This is a genomic window from Merdimmobilis hominis, from assembly GCF_016901855.1.
Lineage (GTDB): Bacteria > Bacillota > Clostridia > Oscillospirales > Ruminococcaceae > Paludihabitans.
Genome location: NZ_JACJKY010000008.1, coordinates 79,490 through 105,236, shown reverse-complemented (window position 1 = coordinate 105,236; position 25,747 = coordinate 79,490). Strand labels below are relative to the sequence as shown.

At 44.4% G+C, this 25,747-nt stretch carries 23 protein-coding genes; all 23 read left to right on the top strand.

The genetic code is table 11. The features are described 5' to 3' along the window. Positions 1-57 precede the first annotated feature (57 nt). On the top strand, positions 58-894 hold the full coding sequence (locus tag H6A12_RS06775) for a hypothetical protein (protein WP_204446183.1): 837 nt from the start codon (positions 58-60) through the stop codon (positions 892-894). A gap of 8 nt (positions 895-902) precedes the next feature. Beyond that, complete coding sequence (locus H6A12_RS06770; RefSeq protein ID WP_204446181.1) at positions 903-1,103, top strand: hypothetical protein; 201 nt, start codon at positions 903-905, stop codon at positions 1,101-1,103. Next, complete coding sequence (locus tag H6A12_RS06765) at positions 1,072-1,449, top strand: PrgI family protein (RefSeq protein ID WP_204446179.1); 378 nt, start codon at positions 1,072-1,074, stop codon at positions 1,447-1,449. Before H6A12_RS06770 ends, H6A12_RS06765 begins: the two co-directional genes overlap by 32 nt. After that, entirely contained in the window at positions 1,433-3,775 is a 2,343-nt protein-coding gene (locus tag H6A12_RS06760) for a VirB4-like conjugal transfer ATPase, CD1110 family (RefSeq protein ID WP_204446176.1), read from the top strand. The genes H6A12_RS06765 and H6A12_RS06760 overlap by 17 nt, the downstream gene beginning before the upstream one ends. A 23-nt stretch (positions 3,776-3,798) precedes the next feature. After that, positions 3,799-4,593, top strand: coding sequence for a class B sortase (gene srtB, locus H6A12_RS06755; RefSeq protein WP_204446174.1), 795 nt, complete (start codon positions 3,799-3,801; stop codon positions 4,591-4,593). Positions 4,594-4,614: 21 nt separating this feature from the next. Continuing rightward, on the top strand, positions 4,615-6,372 hold the full coding sequence (locus tag H6A12_RS06750; RefSeq protein WP_204446172.1) for a CHAP domain-containing protein: 1,758 nt from the start codon (positions 4,615-4,617) through the stop codon (positions 6,370-6,372). Positions 6,373-6,594: 222 nt separating this feature from the next. Further along, positions 6,595-7,533, top strand: a complete 939-nt coding sequence (locus H6A12_RS06745) for a 3'-5' exonuclease (RefSeq protein WP_204446170.1) — start codon at positions 6,595-6,597, stop codon at positions 7,531-7,533. A gap of 14 nt (positions 7,534-7,547) precedes the next feature. Continuing rightward, positions 7,548-7,670 (top strand): hypothetical protein, encoded by a 123-nt coding sequence (locus H6A12_RS13600; RefSeq protein ID WP_275955293.1) that lies wholly within the window; start codon positions 7,548-7,550, stop codon positions 7,668-7,670. Between the two features lie 113 nt (positions 7,671-7,783). Beyond that, positions 7,784-8,599, top strand: coding sequence for an SWIM zinc finger family protein (locus H6A12_RS06740; RefSeq protein WP_204446168.1), 816 nt, complete (start codon positions 7,784-7,786; stop codon positions 8,597-8,599). A gap of 13 nt (positions 8,600-8,612) precedes the next feature. After that, positions 8,613-9,251 carry a CpXC domain-containing protein gene (locus H6A12_RS06735; RefSeq protein ID WP_204446166.1) on the top strand — a complete coding sequence of 213 codons (639 nt, stop codon included), beginning with the start codon at positions 8,613-8,615 and terminating at the stop codon, positions 9,249-9,251. 209 nt (positions 9,252-9,460) lie between these two features. Then, positions 9,461-9,667, top strand: a complete 207-nt coding sequence (locus H6A12_RS06730) for a helix-turn-helix domain-containing protein (RefSeq protein ID WP_204446164.1) — start codon at positions 9,461-9,463, stop codon at positions 9,665-9,667. A 20-nt stretch (positions 9,668-9,687) separates the two neighbouring features. Next, complete coding sequence (locus H6A12_RS06725; RefSeq protein WP_204446162.1) at positions 9,688-12,123, top strand: N-6 DNA methylase; 2,436 nt, start codon at positions 9,688-9,690, stop codon at positions 12,121-12,123. Beyond that, complete coding sequence (locus H6A12_RS06720) at positions 12,116-13,600, top strand: type I restriction-modification system subunit M (RefSeq protein ID WP_204446160.1); 1,485 nt, start codon at positions 12,116-12,118, stop codon at positions 13,598-13,600. Before H6A12_RS06725 ends, H6A12_RS06720 begins: the two co-directional genes overlap by 8 nt. Position 13,601: 1 nt before the next feature. Continuing rightward, complete coding sequence (locus tag H6A12_RS06715) at positions 13,602-14,729, top strand: restriction endonuclease subunit S (protein ID WP_204446158.1); 1,128 nt, start codon at positions 13,602-13,604, stop codon at positions 14,727-14,729. 43 nt (positions 14,730-14,772) lie between these two features. After that, positions 14,773-15,744: a site-specific tyrosine recombinase/integron integrase gene (xerA, locus tag H6A12_RS06710; RefSeq protein ID WP_204446156.1), complete on the top strand. Its 972-nt coding sequence runs from the start codon at positions 14,773-14,775 to the stop codon at positions 15,742-15,744. A 62-nt stretch (positions 15,745-15,806) separates the two neighbouring features. Further along, complete coding sequence (locus tag H6A12_RS06705; RefSeq protein WP_204446154.1) at positions 15,807-16,337, top strand: hypothetical protein; 531 nt, start codon at positions 15,807-15,809, stop codon at positions 16,335-16,337. A gap of 24 nt (positions 16,338-16,361) precedes the next feature. Further along, positions 16,362-17,435, top strand: coding sequence for a restriction endonuclease subunit S (locus H6A12_RS06700; protein ID WP_204446152.1), 1,074 nt, complete (start codon positions 16,362-16,364; stop codon positions 17,433-17,435). Continuing rightward, the gene (locus H6A12_RS06695) at positions 17,408-20,326 is read left to right on the top strand and encodes a type I restriction endonuclease subunit R (protein ID WP_243415338.1); all 2,919 of its coding nucleotides are present in this window, start codon (positions 17,408-17,410) and stop codon (positions 20,324-20,326) included. The genes H6A12_RS06700 and H6A12_RS06695 overlap by 28 nt, the downstream gene beginning before the upstream one ends. Positions 20,327-20,355: 29 nt before the next feature. After that, positions 20,356-21,336 carry a helix-turn-helix transcriptional regulator gene (locus tag H6A12_RS06690; RefSeq protein ID WP_204446147.1) on the top strand — a complete coding sequence of 327 codons (981 nt, stop codon included), beginning with the start codon at positions 20,356-20,358 and terminating at the stop codon, positions 21,334-21,336. Positions 21,337-21,348: 12 nt separating this feature from the next. Next, on the top strand, positions 21,349-22,476 hold the full coding sequence (locus H6A12_RS06685) for an SseB family protein (protein ID WP_204446144.1): 1,128 nt from the start codon (positions 21,349-21,351) through the stop codon (positions 22,474-22,476). 25 nt (positions 22,477-22,501) lie between these two features. Beyond that, entirely contained in the window at positions 22,502-22,678 is a 177-nt protein-coding gene (locus tag H6A12_RS06680) for a hypothetical protein (protein ID WP_204446142.1), read from the top strand. A gap of 28 nt (positions 22,679-22,706) precedes the next feature. Next, complete coding sequence (locus H6A12_RS06675; protein ID WP_204446140.1) at positions 22,707-23,909, top strand: DUF6361 family protein; 1,203 nt, start codon at positions 22,707-22,709, stop codon at positions 23,907-23,909. Next, positions 23,902-25,737, top strand: coding sequence for a phospholipase D family protein (locus H6A12_RS06670; protein ID WP_204446137.1), 1,836 nt, complete (start codon positions 23,902-23,904; stop codon positions 25,735-25,737). The genes H6A12_RS06675 and H6A12_RS06670 overlap by 8 nt, the downstream gene beginning before the upstream one ends. Positions 25,738-25,747 lie beyond the last annotated feature (10 nt).

Sequence of the window (25,747 nt, the reverse complement as noted above, 5' to 3'; positions counted from 1 at the left end):
TCGTAAACATTCAGGGCGGGTCCAGCTAAATGGGCCCGCCCGAAAGGAGGTGCATGAATGTCGGATAACTGGGTTGTGCAAAACTTAGAGAACGCACTGGAAGTTTGGAACGAAAAGCTGGCCGAGATATGGTCCCTGATTACGCAGTCGCCCGAGACTTTTAAGGGCGGTGCGATCTGGTCAGTTATAACGGATATTCACGGAGCACTACAGGCTATCGGTTATGCACTGTTGGTGCTCTTTTTTGTTATCGGTGTCATGAAAACCTGCGGTTCCTTCGCAGAAGTGAAAAAGCCGGAGCATGCGTTGAAGTTATTTATTCGCTTCATCTTGGCTAAGAGTGTTATCACTTATGGCCTTGAACTCATGCTGGCATTCCTTAGCATCATACAAGGTGTTATCAGCACCATTATGAATGCTGCGGGATTTGGCTCATCTGCAACGACGGTACTACCTACGGAAATCGTGACAGCAATCGAGGATTGCGGATTCTTTGAATCGATCCCTCTATGGGCAGTAACGCTGATCGGCGGTCTGTTCGTGTGGATCTTGTCATTCATTATGATCCTGAGCGTGTACGGGCGTTTCTTTAAGCTCTATATGTACACGGCAATCTCTCCGATTCCTCTTTCCTGCTTTGCAGGTGAGCCTACACAAAATGTCGGCAAAAGCTTCCTGAAAAGCTATGCCGGTGTTTGTTTGGAAGGAGCTATTATTGTCCTCGCATGTATCATCTTTTCTGTCTTTGCCTCTTCGCCACCCGATGTGGATACCACAGCAGCAGCGGCGTCGATGGTGTGGAGCTATATTGGTGAGCTGATTTTCAATATGCTGATCCTGGTAGGATCTGTGAAGATGGCTGACCGTATTGTCAGAGAAATGATGGGTCTGTGAGGTGTGTAATGGCAAAGAGAATCTTAAATCGCTGGAAGGGCTATAGCGTAGCCGACTGCGATTGCAAATACTGTTTATATTACGGCGGCAAGCGTCATGGCGAAGTGAAATGCCTTGCAGACGAATGCGTTTGCAAGGAAGAGCTAAAGGCTGCAGCCCGTCGGGAAAGGATGAACAATGGAAGTAAAGATAAATCGAGAAATCCGTAACTATACGGAATCTATGTTTTTTGGACTGTCGCTGAGACAGTTCATTTTTTCTGTCCTGGCAATGGGCGTTGCGGTGCTTTTGTACTTTCTCCTGAAGCCCTATGTCGGAACAGAGACCGTGAGCTGGATGTGCATCCTCGGCGCGGCTCCGTTTGCCGCAATGGGCTTCATCACTTATCACGGTATGACCGCAGAGCAGTTTGTTTGGGCGTGGCTCAGATCTGAACTCATTGAGCCTCGTTTCCTGCGCTCAGAACCGGTCAACAACATCTACTACGAAGCTGTAAAGGGCGTCGTGGAATCTCATGAAAAGGAGGCGTACAAAGCCCATGTTGAAAACGATTAAAACAATCCTGACTCAGGACAAGGAACGCTACACCGTTCCTCGCAGAGTTCAGGACATTATCCCTATTACCTGTATCTGGCCTGACGGCATTTTCAAGGTCGGCGGCAAATTTGCAAAGTCCTTCAAATTCACGGATATCAACTATATGGTTGCCTCCCGTGAAGATAAGGAAAACATGTTCCTGACCTATTCTGAATTGCTCAACAGTCTGGATAGCGGCGCTACCACAAAGATCACTATTTACAATCACCGTATGAATGAGGCTGATTTCGAAGATACCAGCCTGATGCCTATGCAAGGTGATTGGCGCGACGAGTACCGCGAGGAGTATAACCGTATGCTCCTGGACAAGGCGGTAAATGCGGAAGGTGTTATGCAGGAAAAGTTCATTACCATTTCCATTGCCAAAAAGACGGTGGAAGAAGCAAGAGCTTACTTCACCCGTATTGCGGCGGATCTCCAGGCGCACTTTGCTGCACTGGGGTCGAAATGTGTCGAACTTTCTGCAACGGAGAGACTTCGTGTGCTCCATGATTTCTACCGCGCCGGTGAGGAGAATTTCTTCACCTTCAATGCAAAGGACATGATGAAGAAAGGTCACGACTTCCGTGACTATATCTGTCCTGACAGCGTTGAGAAGTATGCTGATTATCTCAAGATCGGTGAGCGATTTGCTCGTGTAATCTACCTCAAGGACTATGCTTCCTATATCAAGGACAGCATGGTGTCTGAGCTTACTGAGCTGAACAGAAACATGATGCTCTCTATCGACATCATTCCGATTCCTACGGATGAGGCTGTTCGTGAGGTAGAAAACCGCTTGCTTGGTGTTGAAACCAATATCACCAACTGGCAGCGTCGTCAGAACAGCAACAATAACTTCTCTGCGGTAGTTCCGTATGATATGGAGCAGCAGAGAAAGGAATCCAAGGAGTTCCTGGATGACCTGACTACCCGTGACCAGCGCATGATGTTTGCGGTCATTACGATGGTCCACACGGCAGATACCAAGGAGCAGCTGGACAGTGATACTGAAGCAATTCTGGCGACGGCGCGTAAGCATATGTGTCAGATGGCAACGCTGAAGTATCAGCAGTTTGATGGTCTTAATACCGTGCTCCCGGTGGGCGTTCGTAAGATCAATGCTTTCCGAACCCTCACCACTGAGAGTCTTGCGGTATTTATGCCGTTCAAGGTCCAGGAGATCATGGATAAGGGCGGTGTCTACTACGGCCAGAACGCCATCTCCAACAATCTGATCCTCTGCAACAAGGCAAATCTGCTCAACCAGTCTGCCTGGCTGCTTGGTGTTCCCGGTTCCGGTAAGTCCTTCTGCGCGAAGGGTATCATGGTGCCTACCATTCTCAACAGTGACGATGAGATCCTGATCTGTGACCCTGAAGGCGAATATGCACCTATGGTGGAAGCTCTTATGGGCGACGAGTGCGCCGTCATTCGAGTTGCTGCTGGTGGTAAGGACCGCTTGAACGCTATGTATATGGTTGATGGCTACGGCGAGAATGACCCCATTATCGTCAAATCTCAGTTCATCATGTCTTTGATTGAACAGATCGACAGTAAGGGCGTTGGTCCTCAGCAGAAATCTATCATTGACCGTTGTACGAGAGCCGTCTACCGCGAAGCTGAACAAAGCGGTATCGTGCCTACGCTCAGCACTTTGAGAGACAAGCTCATGCAGCAGCCTGAGCCCGAAGCGAAGCAGATCGCGCTGTCTATGGAACTCTTCACTACCGGTTCTTTGGATATCTTCGGACAGCACAGCACCGTGGATCTTGATAAGAGAGTAATCGTCTTTGATATTCATGGGCTTGGCGCGCAGCTGAAGCCTACCGGACTCCTGGTTATCACGGATACCATTTTGAACCGTGTTACCCTTAACTGGAAACGCGGTAAGAGAACGCATGTCTTTATTGACGAGTTCCATGTGGTATTCGAGAACGAGTTCTCCGCGTCCTTCTTTAACTCTGCATGGCGTCAGTTCCGTAAGCGTAATGCTTATCCTACTGCAATCACGCAGAATGTGGAATACCTGCTTGACTCTGTTCAGGCCAGCACCATGCTCTCTAACTCTGAGTTTGTTGTTATGTTGAACCAGGCTGCTTCTGACCGTGAGAAGCTTGCCAAGCTCCTGAACATTTCCAATGAGCAGCTCAGTTATATTACCAACGCCGATGCAGGTTGCGGTTTGATTAAGTACGGTTCTGCTTTGGTTCCGTTCGTCAATCGCTTCCCGAAGGACACCAAGCTCTATAGCTTGATGACCACCCGTCCCGGTGAGGGTAAGTTCTCCGGACAGGCCACATAAGGCCTGTCCTACAGGAGGACGCTATGACAAGAAAAATCATTGGTGTAATTATCATGGTCGCGCTCCTTGTGTTCGGATGCTTTGCCGGAACTATGTTCTACAGGCAGTACGCTGACGCAAAGAGCAGCGCTTCAACATTTGAGGAGCTGCAGGAGCAGATCAAAAACACGGAAGAACTTCCGAGTTCTGAAACGGAAGGAACATCTGCTACGGGTGAAACTGAGAGTACACCGGCTGAAACGGAAACGACAGTTTTCGACAAATATCGACCACTGCAGGAGCAGAACGGCGATATGGTCGGATGGATCTTTATCGAAGGAACCGAAGTCAATTACCCGGTTATGCAGACTCCGGATAATCCCGATTATTATCTCAAGCATAGCTTCGATAAAACATGGAGCGATTACGGTGTGCCTTATGTGGATGAGTCCTGCACAGTCGGCGCCAGCAACAACCTGGTAATCTACGGGCACAACATGAAAAACGGATCTATGTTCAGCGGCCTTGTGCAGTATAAGAGCAAGGAGTTCTTTGAGAGCCACCCGGTTATCTGCTTCGATACCGTTGATGAACCTGGGCAGTATCAGGTGATTGCGGCATTCCGCTACAACACCAATAACGAGACTTTCAAATACAACAAGCATTCGGATATGGACGAGTTTGAGTTTGCAGAGTATGTGGAAAATTGCAAATTGCGCAGTCTTTATGACACCGGCATTACTGCCGAATACGGCGATATGCTGATTACGCTGTCTACCTGTGAGTACACCTACACCAACGGAAGGTTTGTTGTAGTCGCAAAGAAAATTGTCGAATAATGTCGAGAAAGGAGGTGCTTTATGCCTGACATTAAAACTCGTGAGATCGTGAAGGATGTCAAGGTCATAGACAAAGCTGCAGTTGCCGGAGAGCGAATGCGCAGTGCGTTTGTCAGGACCAAAGACCAGGCCGAGAATCTGATGGATGACGGTCAGGCATCACCGAGCGAATATGCTGAGGATAAGATTCGATACGCGGTAGAAGACACAACTCGTGAAGTTGGGCACGAAGCGAAAAATGCCGCAAAGAAAACTGTCGAAAAAGGTCGAGAAGCTCACCGACGCTATAAGGAAACTAAGCGTACTGCAGATCAGGCTAAGGACGGAGTCAAACAGACTTCTGATACTATCAAGCAAGCAGAGCGCGGTTCCACTCGCGTGAGAAAAGCGCAGAGCAGAACCATCAAATCTACCAATCGTTCCGCTAAGACGATTAAGCAGACGGCTAAATCTACCGGACAGGCCACAGCAAAGACTGCCAAAGGTACGATTAAGACAGCGGAGAAAGGCGTCAAGACGGCCCAGCAGACATCTAAGGCGGCGATTAAAACTGCGGAGGCCACGGCTAAGGCTTCAAAAGCAGCGGCTCAGGCAACAGCTAAAGCGGCCAAAGCGGCGGCGCATGCTGCCAAGGTTGCCGCAAAAGCCATTGTTGCGGCGGCAAAGGTCGCAGCCAAGGCGATTGCAGCTGCGGCGAAAGCAATTGCAGCGGCAATTAAAGCACTGGTGGCAGCTATTGCTGCAGGTGGATGGGTTGCCGTCGTTATTATTGTGGTTATCTGTCTGATTGCGGCTATTGTCGCGTGCTTTGGTATCTTCTTCTCAAGTGAGGATACCGGCAGTGAGAGAACAATGCAGATGGTCGTTCAGGAAATCAACCAGGAATACCAAACCGAACTGGATAACATCAAATCCTCTGTGACCTACGACACATTGGAGATGTCCGGTTCTATGGCGGTGTGGCCTGAAGTTCTTTCAGTCTATTCTGTTAAGGTCACTTCAGATCCCGATAACCCGCAGGAGGTTGCTACGATTACAGACGAGAAGGAGCAGATCCTACGAGATATCTTTTGGGAAATGAACACGATAACGCATTCGACCACCACTGAGGAAGTTACGGTTATCATAGAAACAGATGATGGTAACGGTAATATTCTGGAGGAGGAAGTCACTGAAACCAGGACCACACTACACATCACTGTAACGCATAAATCTGCAGATGATATGGCTTCACAGTACAACTTCAATGACGATCAGAACGAGCACTTAGATGCCTTGCTGGAAGAAGGAACAGCGAGTATGTGGGCGGCGGTTCTGTATGGCGTTTACGGTGAAGACGATCAGATTGTAGCTGTTGCGCTATCGCAGATAGGTAATGTCGGTGGTATGCCGTACTGGAGTTGGTATGGTTTCGGTTCCCGTGTTGAGTGGTGCGCTTGCTTCGTAAGCTGGTGTGCTAACGAATGCGGTTATATCGACATCGGTGTAATTCCGAAATTTGCGGGGTGTGTCAATGGTGTACAGTGGTTCAAGGATCGTGGCCAGTGGGCTGACGGAAGCTTTGAACCGGCTCCTGGTATGATTATCTTCTTTGACTGGGATTCACCTGACGGGGCCTCCGGTCCGCAGGACGGACTTTCTGACCATGTTGGTATTGTTCAGAAGGTTGAAGACGGTCGTGTTTATACCGTTGAGGGCAACTCTGGTGATAGTTGCCGTCAAAAGAGTTATCCTCTTGGTTACTACGAAATCCTGGGATATGGTATCCCGGCATATTAAACGCAAGCACCTCACACTGGGCTTCACTGCCTGGTGTGGGGTGCTTTTTGTCGTTTAGGTGATGAATAGAAGCATCACCTATTGGTCGAGAAGCAAAAATCATGTCGAAAACTCACGATTTGGTGCTATAATATACTTGTAGAGTCCGTTTTATGGGACATATGATAATGTAAGGGCAGAAAAGAAAAAGAGGTGCTAAAAACACCGAAAAAGGAGTAGCGTATGAATTACATAGTATTGGATATGGAATGGAATCAGCCCTTTAATATGAAAAGTATGGTCAAAAAGCCATTGATGCTTCACGGTGAAATCGTGCAGATTGGTGCGGTGAAGCTGGATGAGAATTATCACATTTTGGATACATTCAAAATCATGGTTTCTCCTAAATATTATACCAAGATGCACAAGAAGGTATCTAAGCTAACAAAGATTACTACTGAGGAACTCCAATACGGCTTTCCGTTTCCGGTAGCATTTAAGCATTTCAAAAAATGGTGCGGCGAGGAATTTGCATTCCTCACTTGGGGCCCGGATGACATTGATATTCTTCGCGATAATATGGTTCTGCATAATTTGAACACGGAATGGATTCCGAGTACATACAACATTCAGGTTATCTTTGATGACCAAATTGCCAAAGAAAAGAGACAGGTTTCTCTTTCTTATGCAATGGAGAGAATTGGCGAACCGGCGCTGGAAGCTCACGATGCTTTGAATGATGCAAGAAATACGGTATGTATCTGCTTGCATTTAGATATGGTGAAAGGCTTGGCGGAATATGCTACTCTGCAGAAGCAGATGAAATGTTACGGAAGCCATGCAAAAGAAAGAAGTCAGTCTACAAGAACATATTCGACACGAGAAGCTGCGCTCAATGATCCTGAACTTATCAACTTCTTTTGTCCTACCTGTGGATCCAATGTTGAGTGCGTGGATTTTGTTCGTCAGAATTCTGACAAGTTCATTTGTATTGGAAAATGCGAAAACGGTGATGAGCTGTTTGTACGCTTTAAGTTTACTAAGTGGCCGGATGGAAAGTTTAGCGTTGCGAGAATCCTCTACGAAATGGACGAGGATAACAAAGGCTACTATTTAAGCAAAAAACAACAGGCTGAAGAAGCAGAAGCAGCATACCTGCAAAGCTTAGCTATCGCTGGATGATTGGAGGAGTTATCGTGAAATATTTAAGCATTGCCCTTGATGTTATTTCTATCTTTTTGAATATCGCTATCATCATTTGTTTGGTATCCTCATTTAAGAAGAAAAGCGAGGAAACGGAAAATGTCGAAAATGGCTAAGGAGTTTGTCAACAGACTAAAATTGTGGCTGTCACAAGGTAAGAACTGCCGCCATTGCTGTGTCTGTTGTGAGTATTACAATATGTGTAAAGAAGAAGGATAAGGTGATTAGTATGGCATTTAAGATTGGTTTTGCAGCAGAGCATCCTGCAGAAAAGCAGAACGAAGCCGCATATATTACTCAAAAGGTTCAAACAGTTCCGCGCAAATCTGTTGTTCAGGTCAGGTTCCCTGGACGCGGAATGGCGTTGGCGTATTATAACGACATGTTTGATTTGAAGTGTGGGGATATGGTTTATGTGGACGGCAAGCTGGAAGGCATGCTTGGTCGCGTAACTGAAGTCAATTATAATTTCAAAATCAAGATTTCTGACTACAAGCGTGTTATCGCGGTGGTAGACACTACCGTTCATGGTCAGTTTTTTATGGCTGGTAGCCACTTTGTAACATTTGATCGTGAAGCACTGCCTAATAGCAAGGTGGTAAGATGGTTCAAAGCACCGGCAAAGGAAGATGATGAATTCGTCAGCGGCAGCGACGATACCACATTCCGTCTGGATGACCTCAAGGGTATGAATGTCAGCGCAGCGATCGCAGAGCGTGGTCACGAATACTACCTTGAGAACAAGGTTAGATATATTAGCATCGACGGCTCTAAGGGATATGCTATCGTGGAAGGTAGCGAAAGCTATGAGGTTGAATTCGAATATCGCAATGGCGAGATTGGACAGCTAATCTGCTCTTGCTTCTGCAGTTATAACTGCAAGCATGAGTTTGCCGCGATGCTTCAGCTGAAGGAAACGCTTGAACTTATCGAGAAAAATTACGCTTACGAATATGAGCGTACTGGTTACTTCGCAGCAATAAACAAAGGAACGCTGTTCGCCTTCGCCATCGACGGCAAAGACACTGGCAACTTCATACTGTAAGGAGGAATTAACAATGTCAATGGAACGCAAAGAAACAGTTACATGCCCCGAATGCGGACAAGAACAGGACTTCATCGTCTGGCATTCCCTTAATGGTGATTTAGATCCAGAAGCAAAGCAACAGCTGTTGGCCGGAACACTGTTCCACTTCGAATGCAATAACTGCGGTCATAGAAGTAATGTGAACTACGGTATGCTTTATCATGATATGACAAACCAAGTGATGGTTTATTATGTGGATGAGGATTCCGTAGAAGAAACATTGGCAACTATGAACGACGCAGAAAACAAGATCGGTATTCCAATGCCTGAATACCGCAAACGCATCGTCACTGATCAGAATGCACTGCGCGAGAAGGCCATCATCTTCGACCAAAAACTTGATGACCGTGTAATCGAGATTATTAAGCTGATTTATTACTCTAACGCCAGCAAGCAGGTACCGGACGCAAACATCAATGCCGTGTACTTCTTGGTAGCAGACGGTAAATACATTCTGCAGTTCATCGGAGATAAACCATTGAGCGCAGAAGTGCCTGTAGAGATGTATGAGGAAATCAAGCGAGACTTCGCAGAACAGTTGGCTGCCGTAGGCGACAAAGATGCGCTGGTCGATCTCCACTGGGCATCGGATTTTTTGAAGCGTGAATGATTTTGAAATGACATCTCAAATTTGGGTTGACCAATCCAAGTGTGGGGTGCTTTTTTGCTTTAGGTGATGAACAAAATCGACACCATTTTGGATTATTCGTGGGAATTCACCGAAACCCGTTGAAAAATGCGAGAAAAAGTGTTATACTGTATTATGACTTTTTGTATCTTCACGAAGATGCACACAGAATCATAATTAGGAGGTATGACATGACTGTTAGATACGATAAACTTTGGGCAGTAATGAAGGATAACAAAATGAAAAAAAGCGACCTTGCCAAGGCCGCAGAACTGTCGCAATACACAATGACTAAACTCAATCAGGATAGAGTCGTTTCGATGGAAGTCATGCTCCGGCTCTGCAAGATTTTTCACTGTGATATCGGTGATTTAATGGAAGTAATCGAAAACGACTAAATACGAGAGGAAGAACAGATATGTTAGGTGCAATAATTGGTGATATCGTCGGCTCTCGTTTTGAGTGGGATAATATCAAAACAAAAGAGTTTGACTTTCTTACATACAAGTGTTCCGTAACTGACGATAGCATTATGTCTTTGGCAGTTGCCAAGGCAATCGTTCAGTGTAATGGAGATTATTCCGCGCTGAGTAAAAACTCTGTGAAATACATGCAGAAGATCGGAAGACCCTATCCGTTCTGCGGATATGGCGGAATGTTTCGTCAGTGGATGTATTCTGATGATCCCAAGCCTTACGGCAGTTACGGCAACGGTGCAGCTATGCGTGTTAGCGCATGTGGTTTTGCGGCAACTTCTATGGACGAGGCTATTGAGCTGAGCAGAAAAGTAACCGAAGTAACGCATAATCATCCTGAAGGAATCAAAGGTGCTGAAGCAACCGCAGTCGCTATTTATATGGCAAGAACCGGAAGTAGCATATTAGAGATCAGAGATTACATTAACAACAACTACTATCCTATGAATTTCACTCTGGATGGTATTCGAGATAGCTATTCCTTTAATGAAACTTGTCAGGATACGGTGCCTCAAGCAATAATGGCCTTCTTGGAGTCTGAAAACTTTGAAGATGCCATTCGTAATGCTATTTCCATCGGAGGAGATAGCGATACCCTGGCTGCTATTACTGGCGGCATTGCTGAGGCATATTATGGAATCCCGGCTGAAATAAGAAAACACGCTTTGACTTTCTTGGATGAGCTGCAGCTCAGTGTCCTAAATGAGTTTGAAGCTAAGTTTGGTTTCACCTCTAACAAGAAAACCGAAAACGGTAGCCGTGTTGTGAAATATGTTCCTATAAGCGTTAATGAGACACGCAGAGTAGAAACAACTGTTTCGGAGCGTGAACAAAGCATGTTGGATGCTGTCAACAGCGCTGATAGTGCAGATACTTCAGATGTGGAATGGAAGAAAACGACCAGCACAATGCTATTCAATCACCTGTTTGAGGCTTGCAATATTCTTAGAGGTCCTATCAACCAGGATGAGTTTAAGACATATGTAATTCCTCTTCTTTTCTTTAAGAGAGTATCAGATACATATGATGAAGAAACGCAAATTGCATATGAAGAATACGGCGAGGATGTTGCCGATTTCGACGAGGACGAGATTCATAAGTTTATTATTCCCGAAGGATGTCATTGGGTGGATGTAAGAACCCAAAGTGAGAATGTCGGTGCTGCTATTGTAAATGCGATGATTGGCATTGAACGAGCCAATCCCGACACCCTCAGCGGACTATTCTCCAGTTTCGATGATGCCAACTGGACAGATAAAAACAAGCTGTCTGATGAACGCCTGAAAGATTTGATCGAGCATATGTCCAGATTAAAGGTGGGCAACAAGAATTATTCTGCAGATGTTATGGGCGATGCGTATGAGTTCTTGCTGAAGAAATTCGCTGACCTTTCAAAAAAGAATGCCGGTGAGTTCTATACTCCGAGATCCGTTGTAAAACTCCTTGTAAAGATACTGGCACCTAAAGCAGGTGAAACCGTGTACGATCCTGCTTGCGGTACGGGCGGTATGTTAATCGAGGCTATTCGTCAGATGAACGACGAAAAAGCGGCTTACGGCAGAATCTATGGTCAAGAAAAGAACCTGGCTACTTCTGCTATTGCGCGAATGAACCTGTACCTCCATGGCGCACTTGATTTCAAAGTGACGCAAGGCGATACTTTGCGTTCTCCGAACTATATCTACCGTGGCGAACTGAAAACTTTTGATTGCTGTATTGCTAATCCTCCGTTTGGCCTGTCCAAATGGGGCGCTGACCAGTTCTTAACAGATGTGTATGGCAGAAACATTTGGGGTTGCCCAACTGATTCTAATGCTGACTTTGCCTGGCTGCAGCATCTTGTAAAGTCGATGGATCCTAAGACTGGTAGATGTACCGTTATCCTTCCTCAAGGCGTTTTGTTCCATGGAGGCAAGGAAGGCGAAATCCGTCAGAAACTTATTGAGTCTGACAAACTGGAAGCCGTTATCACTTTTGTTGGAGGCTTGTTCTATGGTGCTGGCGTATCTGCTTGTACGCTTGTTCTCAACAATAACAAACCTGCCGAGCGTAAAGGCAAGGTAATCTTAATTGATGGGTCTACCCTGTATACCGCCCAGCGAGCTCAGAATATTATGACAGATGAGAATGTAGAAGCAGCGTATAAGCTCTATGCAGATTATCAGGATGTCATTGATCTGGCCAAGGTGGTCACTATTGAGGAAATTGCCGCCAAGGATTTCACTCTGTCGGTTAATTCCTATATTGAAAAAACGCAACAAGAAGTTGTTGATCCTGCAGTTGTGCGTCAAAGATATTTTGATGCTGTTGAGGAAGTGAGAGCTGCAGAAGACAGCTTGCTTGAATTACTTCGGAAGGAGGGCTTGCTGAATGAGTAATCGTATTACACTTGATGAACTGAAGTCTTATCTTTGGAATTCGGCAGTTCTGCTCCGCACCAGCATCGACGCCGGTGCATATAAACAATACATTTTCCCGCTGCTCTTCTTTAAGAGAATCTGTGATGTGTACGACGAAGAAACTCAGAAGGCCGTCGAAGAGTATGGCGACGATATCGTTGACTTTGATGAAGAAGATATCCATACCTTTGTTGTTCCTGAAGGTTATCATTGGAAAGATGTGCGACAGGTTTCTGAAAATGTTGGCGCAGCTATTGTCAATGCCTTCCACGCAATTGAGAAAGCGAACATCGATCAGCTCCATGGTGTATTTGGGGATGGCGCTTGGACAAACAAAAATCGTTTGCCCGACTCTTTGTTAAAGGATTTGATTGAACATTTTAGCAGCAGAACTCTTTCTATCGAAAACTGCCCGGAAGATGAACTTGGACAGGGGTATGAATATCTTATCAAAAAGTTTGCTGATGATAGCGGACATACTGCGCAGGAGTTCTATACCAACAGAACAGTTGTCCATTTGATGACCGAGATCCTGAAGCCCCAGTCTGGCGAGTCTATTTATGACCCGACTTGTGGTAGTGCTGGTATGCTGATCTCTTGTATTGCTTATTTGAAGAAGCAAGGCAAGGAATGGAGAAATGTTAAAGTATACGGTCAGGAAATCAATCAGCTGACATCAGCTATTGGTAGAATGAACCTGTTCCTTCACGGTGTTCAGGATTTCCATATTGTAAACGATGATACGCTGAAGGCTCCTGCGTTTATTAAAGGTGGTGAGCTCCAGAAGTTCGATTTGGTACTTGCTAATCCTCCGTACTCAATTAAGCAGTGGGATCGGGCTGCCTTCGAATCTGATAAATATGGAAGAAACTTCCTTGGTACTCCGCCGCAAGGCCGTGCAGACTATGCTTTCTTCCAGCATATTCTCGCAAGCATGAATCCTGGATCCGGTAGATGTGCAATCCTCTTCCCTCATGGCATTTTGTTCCGTAACGAAGAAAAGGAAATGAGAAAGAAACTTGTTCAGAGCGACATGGTGGATTGTGTTATTGGCCTTGGTCCGAACCTGTTCTTTAACGCTCCGATGGAAGCATGTATTGTTATTTGCCGCACATACAAAGAACCTGAAAAACGCGGCAAGGTCCTCTTCATCAATGCAGTCAAAGAAGTAACTCGCAAGAATGCACAAAGCTATTTGGAAGACGCTCACATTGCACATATGGCGTCTGCTTACGAAAACTATGCTGATGAGGAAGGATATGCAAAAGTCGTCACAATAGACGAGATTGCAGAAAAGGATCATTCACTGAATATTGCACTTTATGTACGAAGCGGAATCGAAGTAGATCCTGTATTGTCTGTCGAAGAATGCGTCGATGACTGGGTATCACAAAGCCTTACAGCCAGAGAACAGACGGACGCCCTTATCGCATTACTGACAAAGGAGGGAGAATAAAATGGCACGAGTAAAACTTGGTGATGTCGCTCGTGAATATAAAGCGACAATAAAAGATACGGCTGATCTCCCTATCGTAGGTCTTGAACACCTGACACCGGGAGAGATTACTCTGGATCGATGGGATGTTGGAACAGAAAACACCTTTACCAAAGGCTTCAAAAAGGGACACATGCTATTTGGCCGCCGGAGAGCCTATTTGAAAAAGGCAGCATTGGCTCCTTTTGATGGAGTTTGCTCCGGAGATATTACCGTCATTGAAGCAATCCCTGGCAAGATCAATCCGGAACTGTTGCCGTTTATCATTCAAAACGACCTTCTGTTTGATTATGCAGTAGGAAATTCTGCCGGTTCTCTTTCTCCCCGTGTTAAATGGGAAAGTTTGAAAGGATATGAATTCGAACTCCCTGAATTGGCGGAGCAAGATGGTTTGGTTGAGCTCCTGAAGGCAGCTCACCGCACAAAAAAGGCTTATCAAAAGCAGATAACTGCAACTGATGAGCTGGTGAAATCGCAATTTATCGAGATGTTTGGTGCAGATGAATTTCCGGTGTGTACCTTGTCCGAAGAGTGTGATTTGATTACGAAAGGAACGACTCCAACAACAATAGGATTTAACTTCACCGACGATGGAGTCAATTTCGTAAAGATAGAAAACATCGATGAACACGGAAACTTTAATCGAGAAGGCATGATGTTTATTAGCGAAACTTGCCACGAAGCGATGAAACGTTCCCAACTTAAAGAAGACGACATTTTGTTTTCTATTGCTGGCGCAATTGGTAGGTGCGCAGTGGTTTCAAGCGATATATTACCTGCTAATATCAATCAAGCATTAGCAATAATTCGACTTAAAAAAGGTTCTGTGTTAGACCGAAAATTCGTTATGGCTGCTCTTAAATCTGATTATGTTATAGATCAGTATATGGAGTTAAAGCGTGGAGTGGCTCAGTTAAATCTTTCATTGAAAAACATTGGAGATTTCAGAGTCCCGGTCCCACCAATAGATGCACAGAGAAGATATGTTGCATTTGTCGAACAAAGCGATAAATCAAAATTTGAACTCCAAGAAGCTATTGTTCGCATAGACAACTTCATAAAGTCCCTAATTCAACAGGACGACAACTAAAAATATCATGGTGTAGGATGTTGGTAAGAAGGAGAAAACCAATATGACACACCAAATGATAGAAAAAATCGAGCAAAGAATGCTCTCGTACCTTGATAACGAGCAAAGAGAACGCCTTCATAACACGCTGATGCAGTGCATGCTTGAAGAATCGACTCAGGAACATGAGAATGACACTCAGAGTTTCCTGAAGATCTTCCTTGCAGCTAAGCGTGTTGAAGGCTGCTCTGAAAAAACGATCCGATATTACGATTCGACTATTCGCAATGTGCTAACGGCGATTGGAAAAGAGGTAAAACATGTAACGACCGACGATCTGCGCGTCTATCTTGATGAATATCAAAAGCGTAGTGAAGCAAGTAAGGTTACAATCGACAATATTCGACGCATTCTCTCAAGCTTTTTTGCTTGGCTGGAGGATGAAGATTACATCGTCAAGAGCCCTGTTCGACGAATTCACAAGGTTAAGACCTGTAAAACGGTAAAGGAGACTTATTCGGATGAGGCTTTGGAATTGATGAGAGATCATAGTGAGTGCGTGAGAGATCTTGCTATTATTGATATGCTGGCATCGACCGGCATTCGCGTTGGAGAACTTGTCAAACTGAACCGAAATGATGTGGACTTTGAGAATCGAGAATGTATTGTACTTGGCAAAGGCAATAAGCAGCGTCGAGTATATTTTGATGCGAGAACCAAGATCCATTTGCAAAATTACCTGAAGAGTCGCACAGACGATAATGATGCGCTGTTTGTATCGCTCCAGAAGCCGTTTAATCGTTTGTTGATTAGTGGCGTAGAAATTCGCTTGCGTGAACTGGGTAAGAAGCTGGAGCTAAACAAGGTCCATCCTCATAAGTTTAGACGAACCTTAGCAACGATGGCTATCGATAAAGGCATGCCTATTGAACAGGTACAGCAGTTACTTGGACATCAAAGCGTGGATACAACCCTCCAATATGCAATGGTAAATCAGAACAATGTTAAGTTGTCTCACCATAGGTTCATCGGATAAACGAGTCGCAATTTATCGAGATGTTTGGTGACTTCAAAACTAATCCCAAGAATCTTCCAATTGTGCCGATTTCTTCATTATTTGAAGTGGGATCCAGCAAGCGCGTTTTTCAAAAAGATTGGTTGAGTGAAGGAATTCCATTCTACCGAGCTCGCGAAATAGTAAAGCTTGCAGAGCAAGGATATGTTGATAATGAACTATTCATTTCACAGGCAATGTACGATGAGTATTCTCAGAAGTACGGAACTCCAGTCCCCGGTGATATTATGGTCACAGGCGTTGGAACCCTTGGTATATGCTATTTAGTGCGCGAAGGAGATCGTTTTTATTACAAAGACGGCAATACCCTATGCTTCCATAATAGAGGTGAGATCAATTCACGCTTTGTCTTGGAGTGTTATAAAATGCCGTTTATTCGTGAGCAAATCGATGCAAAGGCCGGCGGCACAACAGTCGGAACCTACACCATTGACACTGCAAATAAGACTCTCATTTTTAACCCACCAAGGGCGCAACAGGATGAGTTTGTTGCATTTGTCGAACAGAGCGATAAATCAAAATTTGTCGTTTCAAATCGCAATTTATCGGGCTGAGAAGACGAATTGGAGGTGCTGTTTATGCCTAAGTATCGTTTTACTGAAATAGCTATTAACAGCACTGAAAAAAAGAAGCCGACAGAGGCAGATAAAGAGACTTATATTGGCCTGGAACATTTAGACTCCGGTACACTGACAGTTTCTCGTTGGGGCTCTGAGGTCGCTCCTATTGGTGAGAAGCTTCTCATGAAAAAAGGAGATGTCCTTTTTGGCAAGAGAAGAGCTTATCAGAAAAAAGTTGGCATCGCTCCCTTCGACGGAATCTTCTCTGCGCACGGAATGGTGCTGCGGCCAAGAGAGGAAGTAATCACTAAGGAATACTTCCCGCTGTTTATTAGTTCGGACTACTTTTTGAATGAAGCAATTAGAATCTCTGTTGGATCTCTGTCTCCTACAGTCAATTGGAAAGATCTAAAAGATTTGACTTTTAACATCCCGACAATCGAGGAGCAACGCAGGATCACACCGCTTGTTTGGGCAGCGATAAAGGCCAAAAATGCCTATAAATCCTTGATTCAGCGTACTGACGACTTGGTGAAATCGCAATTTATCGAGATGTTTGGCGATCCAAATTCCTCACGAGACACAGTACCGTTTGAAGTAGCCTTTACGATTAGAGATGACTTGAGAAAACCAATCAACGATGCAGTCCGCGCCGAAATGCACGATGGTGCAACCTATCCTTATTACGGCGCAAACGGTCAGGTGGATACAATAAATCAATACTTGATGGATTGCACGGCATTGTGTTTAGCAGAAGACTGTGGAGCTTATGGCCCTGGAGAGCCAAGTTCTTATATTGTTCAGGGAAAATGTTGGGTAAATAATCATGCTCATGTAATAATTCCTAATGACAATTGTGATCTCCACTATGCAAACGCATTCTTTAGAATTTTGGATATGAGACCATATGTGTCTGGTTCAACACGGTTGAAACTAACTCAAGGAAAGATGAAAGAAATCCCTGTTGTGCTACCGTCGTTGGACGAACAAAAGCAATTTGCAAGGTTTATTGAACAGAGCGATAAATCAAAATTAACAAGTAAATATAATCAGGAGGTATGTATATGTTTACAGAAGCCGATTTTGAAATAATGGTATATCAAACGATTGCCAAGAATGGATGGAAGTATATCCCGGCGGAACAGCTGCCGAGACAGCATTCCGATGTCATGGTCGAATCTATGGTAAAGGACGCACTTATCCGTCTTAACCCGGTGATCGCAGAAGACCCGTCCAGAGCAGATGAGGTTATTTATAAGCTGCGCACTCTTATTCTGTCCGCCCAGGCTAATAACCTGATTGCGGCCAATGAAGAGTTCAAGAAGCTGGTGTTTGAAAACAACTCTTTCCCGTTTGGAGAAAACGGTAGAAGTGTTTCCATCGACTTCTTTGGCTCTCTTACGCCTGAAAGATTGGCGTTAAACGAATATGTTGTTACAAACCAGTGGGTTTACCCTAAAGCCGAAGGTGGTAAGCGACTGGATATTGTGCTGCTTATAAATGGCTTCCCTATTGCTATTGGTGAGCTGAAAACACCGGTGCGTGAAGCTATTTCTTGGATGGATGGTGCTGGCGATATCCTTGCTTATGAAAAGAGCATTCCTCAGATGTTCGTAACGAATGTTTTCAATTTCGCTTCTGAAGGCAAATGCTTTAGATATAGCTCTGTAAACGCGCCTCTTACCGTTTGGGGTCCTTGGCATACTGAAGAACACAAGTCCGAAGGCACAATGGCTCAGGTTCAGGAGTCTATCACAGACATGATGAAACCGGAGATTATTATGGATATCTTCCGCTTCTTCACTTTGTTTGCTACGGACAAAAAGCATAGAAAGTATAAGATTATTTGCCGTTATCAGCAGTTTGAAGGTGCTAACGCAATTGTGCAGCGTGTGTTGGAAGGTAAAAACAAACAAGGCTTGATCTGGCACTTCCAGGGCTCCGGTAAATCACTGCTGATGGTATTTGCTGCGCAAAAACTGAGAATGATGCCGGAACTAAAGGCTCCTACGGTAGTTATCGTTGATGATCGTATCGACCTTGAAACGCAGATTACTGCAACATTTAACGCTTCGGATATTCCTAACCTGGCCAAGGCTGGTTCTAAAGAAGAACTCATTGAGTTCTTTAAGGCGGATATGCGTAAGATCCTCATTACTACCATTTTCAAATTTGGTGAGGTTGAGGGTGTTCTGAATTCTCGCGATAACATTATCCTTATGGTGGACGAAGCACACCGTACTCAGGAAGGTGATCTTGGCGAGAAGATGCGTAAAGCTCTGCCAAATGCGTTTTTCTTTGGTTTGACCGGTACGCCTATCAACAAGCTTGATAAGAATACCTTCCGTACATTCGGCTCTCTGTCTGATGCGTCTGGATATATGAGCAGATATTCCTTCGCTGATTCAATCCGCGATGGAGCAACTTTGCCTTTGAACTTCGAACCGGTTCCGGTTGACCTGCATGTCAATCAGGATGTAGTTGACGAGGCCTTTGATCGAATGGCTCGTGAAGCTGGGCTGACAAGAGAAGAAAGATCCGATGTGGCTCGTCGCGTTCGTATGGAGGCTATTATGAAGTCTCCGGAGCGTATTGCTAAAGTCTGCGCTCATATTGCAAATCATTTCCTCACAAAGATTGATCCGAATGGATTCAAGGGTCAGGTTGTTTGCTACGATAGAGAGTGCTGCTTGCTTTATAAGAGAGAGCTGGATAAGTATCTTGGCGAATATGCAACGACTATCGTTATGGATACAAACAATGATAAAGAAGACCGCTACAGAGAGTGGAGACGCGACCGTGACGAAGAAGCAAAAGTGCTTGATAACTTCCGCGATCCTCGTCATCCGCTGAAGCTGGTTATTGTTACTTCTAAGCTGTTGACTGGTTTTGACGCACCTATTCTCCAGGTAATGTATTTGGATAAGCCTATGAAGGATCACACTCTTCTGCAGGCTATCTGTCGTACTAACCGTGTTTATGGTCACGACAAGAACAACGGTCTTATCGTTGACTATATTGGTATCTTCGATGATGTTGCAAGAGCTTTGGACTTTGACGAGAAGAGTATTCAGAAGGTTATCTCTAATATCGAGGAAGTCAAGAGAAAGTTCCCGGCACTGATGAATAAGTGCTTAGAATACTTCATTGGCGTTGACCGTACTGTCGAAGGCTGGGAAGGCCTTATGGCGGCACAACAATGCTTGCCGACAAATAAAGAAAAGGACGAATTCGGTGCACATTATCGTGTTGTAAACCGAGCATTTAATGCGCTGTCGCCGGATCCGTTCCTGGATGAATACCGTTATGACTACCGTTGGTTGTCTAAGGTGTATGAGTCCATTCGTCCTGTAGACAACAGAGGTCAGTTGATTTGGGCGTCTGTCGGCGCAAAGACGATGGAACTCGTTCACGAAAATATTACGGTAGAAGATGTTCACGAAGCTTCTGATCGCGATATTCTGGAACTGGATGCCGATTTGATTGATGATTTCATCCAGGGACGCGAAGGAGCACAGAAGAAAGCCAAGAAGATTGAAATTGATCTCGTTGCTCGTATTCTTACACACACCGACGATCCCCGTTTCATCAAGCTTGGTGAGCGTCTGGAAGAACTGCGTGAGAAACACGAACAAGGCCTTATTACCAGCATAGAGTTCCTGAAGCATTTGCTTGAATTGGCTCATGATGCTGTAAAGGCTGAAAAAGAAGTTGTTCCTGTAGCTGAAGTTGACAGAGGCAAAGCTGCTCTTACTGAGCTGTTCAATGGCGTCAAAAACTCCAACACTCCGATTATCGTTGAACGCATTGTAAAAGATATTGATGACATTGTACGCATTGTTCGTTTTGATGGTTGGCAAGATACCGTTGCTGGCCGCAAAGAAGTCAAAAAGGCTCTGCGAAGTGTTGTCTCTGTCAAGTATAAGATTAAAGACCGTGAAGTCTTTGATAAAGCATACCAGTATGTAGAACAGTATTATTGATGTTAACTATGGCGAAATGAGGTGAGACAATGGACAACGACGCAAAATTAAGACCGTTGTATCTTGCTAAAATTTTATATGAACAGACAGATGAGGATCACTTTCTTACTACTGCCCAGCTGATACAAATTTTAGAGGAGCAGTATGGAATTAAATCTCATCGTCAAACGATAAAAGCAGAAATTGAGCTGTTGCGTCTGTTTGGCTTGGAGATCGAAGAAGTTAAATCTACTCAGAACAGATATAATCTTTTTGGTAGACGCTTCGATGCTCCGGAGCTGAAACTTCTAATTGATGCAGTGGAATCATCAAAGTTTATCACAGCGAGTAAAAGCAAGGAGCTGGTTGAGAAGATCAGCTCCCTTGCCAGCAACCATGTTGCATCATCTCTGAAACGAAATGTCAGTTGTGAAGGACGAATTAAACCCGGTAATGAAAGAATTTACCTTATTATCGATGCGATTAACGAAGCGATAAATACGAACAAGCAAATCTCCTTCCAGTATTTCCAGTACAATGTTCGGAAAGAAAAGAAGATTAAGAGAAACGGCGAGCCGTATGTTATTACTCCGTTGCACCTCGTTTGGAATGGTGATTGCTATTACATGGTGGGTGTCTATGAGTATAAGCAACGCTTGGGTAGCTTCCGCGTGGATCGCATTGCAAAGTGTCCGGTTATTCTCAAAGAAGAAGGAACTCCTGCGCCGGAAGGATTTGACATCGATAAGTATATCAATACCACTTTCCATATGTTCAACAGCGAACATGAAGAAGTGGAACTTATTTGTGACAATGAGGTTATGGATTCAATCATTGACCGTTTTGGCGAGGATGTAACCACTTATGCCAATGATATGACTTCTTTTAGAGCAGTGGTCAACATTGCGGTGAGCCATGTCTTTTATAGTTGGGTGTTCGGTTTTGGCGGAAAGGTGAAAATCAAAGGACCTGAAAATGTAAAAGAAAAGTATTCCGAGATGCTCAGAGCTGCTGTTACAGGTCTGGAGTAAAGGAGGAGAATTATGAAATATCAAGAGACAGGGTTTAGAGCCCTATATAAGAATTTCGCAGCATTTCCACTGAATGATAAATTTAGAAAAGCTATGGAAGGCTATCCCAATGTGGACGATGCAACTTGCATGCTTGTATATGGATATATCGATCACGAAGCGGGATTAACGCTTGAGGTACTTGCTGCAGGTGTTGAGTGTGAGGAAAGATTCAAATTCTTTGATCCGTCTGAGGATACACGATTCTTTATTCGTGTAGGTGCTGTAGAGGATGAAGAGTTTGCTTTATTCGATGACAGTGATAATAGTCTTAGCAATCGATATTCCAAGAAACTTGAAATGCTCGATACATACAATGTAGACGAGGAAATTGAAAAGACGCGAGAAATGGGATTTTTGGATGATTGCCGTCATCCTCACTACCCCGACGATGTTCAGGTTTATCTTATGAGAGACGGACTAAATCCCGAACTCTGCTGGTCTCGTATTATTGGCCTTGGTGAGCATTGGATCATGGGTGTTTTGCTCAACGAACCGAATCAGAATTTTGATTACCATCAAGGAGAGAAAATAGCTTTCTTCGTTGAGAAAACTGAAGACGAGAAAATCATTTGCTATTCTGACATGAATCCAAGCCAGCTTTTGAAACCGGAAGACTTGGAAGACGGTTCTATGCTGAGAGAAGCTATTGCTGCCTTTAATGCAGAACGAACGGAACAAGGTCTGATTCAAATTATGGAGATCCTGCGCGACAGCTTTGTGTGGGTTCCTTGCAATGCAGTTCTTAGTGAGCTGGATCAGAAAGCCTTCGCTGATTTGATTGATAAAGCGGACGGAAATTTGGATTCTTTGGTTGGCATTGAATTGTCAAACCAGGATAACATCCGAATGATTCCTGACATTCTGCAAAATGGCGACCAGTTCTTCTTCCCGGCCTTTATTACCACTGAGGATATGGGCGAATATGGCCAACACTTTTCTAAAGTACAAAAACATTTTCTCGAAGTAATCGCACTCGCCAGAAATAACGAAAAGAATGTTAGCGGCATTGTAATCAATGCTTTTACAGAGCCTTGGGTGCTTGATAGAGAAATATTTGATTTAGTTGAGAAGATGAAATCCAGACTGGTTCAGGAATAAGCGCTCTGTTAAAGGAAATCTAAAGATGAACGAGATAACTGTGTGGGAGAACTTATCTCCTGAAGAAAAGAAACGAGAGTTGTTCTTGCGGCAGAAGCGAACATTGGATATGTTTTTAGAGCGACATGCAATATCACAAGCGCAATACGATAAAAGTCTTGGCGATTTGCGTGAAAAAATGGGCATGCAAGATGTCGAATAAGGGAAATTAAGCAATAAGGAGTATCATTATGCAATTAGGATGGGTGGACTTTTCGAAGGAAGATAGAGAGAAAGTTCTCGATGTAATGAACCTACTGCAGGAACAAGGCGCAGTGGACGAAATTGGCATCGGGCTGATTCGTGACGCTTTTGCAAATATGTTTTTCCCAGGAACCTCTACCGTTCAGACTATTGCTAAGTATTTCCTTATTGTTCCCTATGTCCTGAAGGAAGCTACTGAGGGACAGTATGGTAATGATATGAGCAGAATTCTTCGCCGAATAGATCAGGAAGAAAAAGACTGCGGTATTCGGTTGATGCAAAACTGTCCTACAGAAGAAGGTATCATTGGGCGTCGCGTGTTGCCGAAAGGCTGGGTGGCGAGAAAACCTTCGAACATTTACTGGAACGGCATTCGTACATATGGCATTTGCACTCAGGATCTTACGATTCCGGAATTGTTGAAGGCGTCTATCGTATTGCAAGCACAAAAGAAAACCTCTGCACTTGGTAACAAAGGCGACGACACAACGGATTCGGAGCGTGATGATGCTGACGCAGGACGCGATGTAGCAACGCAGTTGTTCTCTGTACCGGACGATTATTATACTGACTGGAGAGAAAATTTGTCGATCTATTTGACGGCCTCTGAGGCTGCCTTTCTAAGAAAGATGATTGAGACGAGTGTTGCGGACTCCTTGTTGGGATATCTTTTGAAAAACAACATTGATGTAACGAAGTACGATTCGTTTGAGGCTGTTTATGAAGACTTGAAGGAAGAAACACCTGCAGAGCTCAGCAAAAAAATGAAGATTGCCTGTGACTTCAATAGACTTGTATATGTTGCTCGTGTTCGCTATAACCATATTCTGTCTAACGGCCAGAACGATGATGCTGTAGCAGAATGGGAGTTCATCGAAGAAAATATGGCCTATATGATATCGGTCGATATAGATGAAGTCTTGCGCGTTTTGAACATTACTAACTTCCGCTTGCGCCGGTTTTTAACTACATTCAAAAATGCTTTGCTGGCCGGCGACTTAGAAGCAGCAGATAAGGCTTTGGTGGACCGTGAAGTGGAGATCAAGACGCGCAGCAGAGCAAAACTTTGCAGACGCGACGATTATGCAAACGACACCTGGATTGGTGGGCGTTATCTTGATTATAGACTATTTAGCGCTAAACGCATTATTACTGACATTTATCATGGAGAGGAGGGCTCTCATGTTTAAGACAAACGATACGAGAAGTCGTGTGAATTACGGCAATATCCTCCTCCCTCCAGAAGGATATACGCTGAACTTTGCAGTTGGTACAACATATTCCTTGGATCTTGAAGCACTTACTACAGTGTGTCTTTCACTTGGACTTGCTGAGGACACGGATAGTGCCTTGCTTCAAAATCCCGTAAGCATGTTAAACGCACTTCAGAAAGTATCTGAAAAGGTGCTGATTTTCTGTGAGGCTGGGCAAATAAAGATGCCCGGTGCTCCAAATGCACTAAGTTTGATGCTGGAAAAAATGATTGTGCCTATTGCCTTACCTAAAGCCAGAGGTATAAACCATTATCCGGCATTTCATTCGAAGACCTGGATTCTTCAGTATGTGAATGCTGAGGGTGAATATTGCTACCGTTTTGCTGTGTTAAGTCGCAACTTAACTTTTGACCGCAGCTGGGATGTGAGCTTTTCAATGGATAGCTCTAAGACGGCCAAAACTGCGAAGAAAACACAACCTATTATTGAACACTTGGAATTCTTGCGCAATCAGGTTAAGCCTACCATACAGAATGCCAGAGCAAAACGAAGTGCTCTACGCAGACTGTGTGAGTCTTTGGATGGAGTTTCTTTCTCAACTGATAGCAAAGAATTTGGTGATGATTTTGAAATTATGCCGCTGGGGATCGGCTCTGGCGCTTACGATATGAATAAAGATCCTTTGCTTTGCCAGAAGCAGTGGATAGCAGATTATAGTTTTCATGAGTTGGTGGTCTTTTCACCATTTGTGTCTGGAAGCCTTATTGAATATTGGAACAAACCTGAGCATTCGTTGACCGGCACAACACGAACCCTGATTACTCGTAAATCTGAATTGTCAAAGTTTACTGCAGAGCAGTGCAGCCGTTTTCAGGTGTACACACTGAAAGACGACATTGTAGATGGCGAAGAGGCCGTGTCAGATGAAGCTGTTGAAAAACAAAAGCAAGACATTCACGCAAAAATCTTTCTTCGCAAAAAGTACAGTGATGTTGATCTTTATTTGGGATCAATGAATGCTACTTATTCCGCAGTAAATAAAAATGTGGAGATGATGATCCGTCTCCGCACAAAGAATAGATATTATAACAGCGATATGTTCCTGCAGGATTTGTTCTGCGGCAAGGCAGATAATCCTCAGAACCCGTTCGAGCTTTCTTCTCCGAAAGAAGCATTGCCAGATCCGGCACAAGAAACAACTAATCATTTGGAGCAAGTCGTTAAGGCGATCTGTCGTTTGCCGATGAAAGCCGTCGTGACTGAGCGTGATGGTAAGTATGATGTTTCTTTGGAGATCGGTGGACATATTCCAGACGAAGCCATCACTATTACGCCGTTTAGACGCAATGTTCCTATGCGAATTGAAAACACTATGGTTTTCCCGCAGTTGGATATTCTGCAAGTATCAGAGTTCTATATGGTGCGGGTGGAATCTGAGGATATGGCGGTAGAACGCATTGTGATGGTTCCGACCACAGGCATCCCGGAAGAACGAGAAAACGCCGTTGTAAATAGCGTGGTCAAAGATAAGAGAACCTTTGTTGAGTATGTCGCATTTGTTCTTGGAGACAGTTATTTGCTTTCCTTGATGGAAGAAAGAACCCTGGCTGGAGCAGGAAGCTGGAACAGTGGCCACGAAAGCTTGCCAGCATTGTATGAGAAAATGCTGAAGACAGCGCTGGAGGAACCGGAGAAAATCGGAGAACTTGGATATCTCCTTCAGATGATTACAAAAGAAGATATTGTTCCTGATGAATTCCGTGATTTATACGCTACATTCAAAAAGACGCTAAGACTGAAATAAGGAGGTCCGA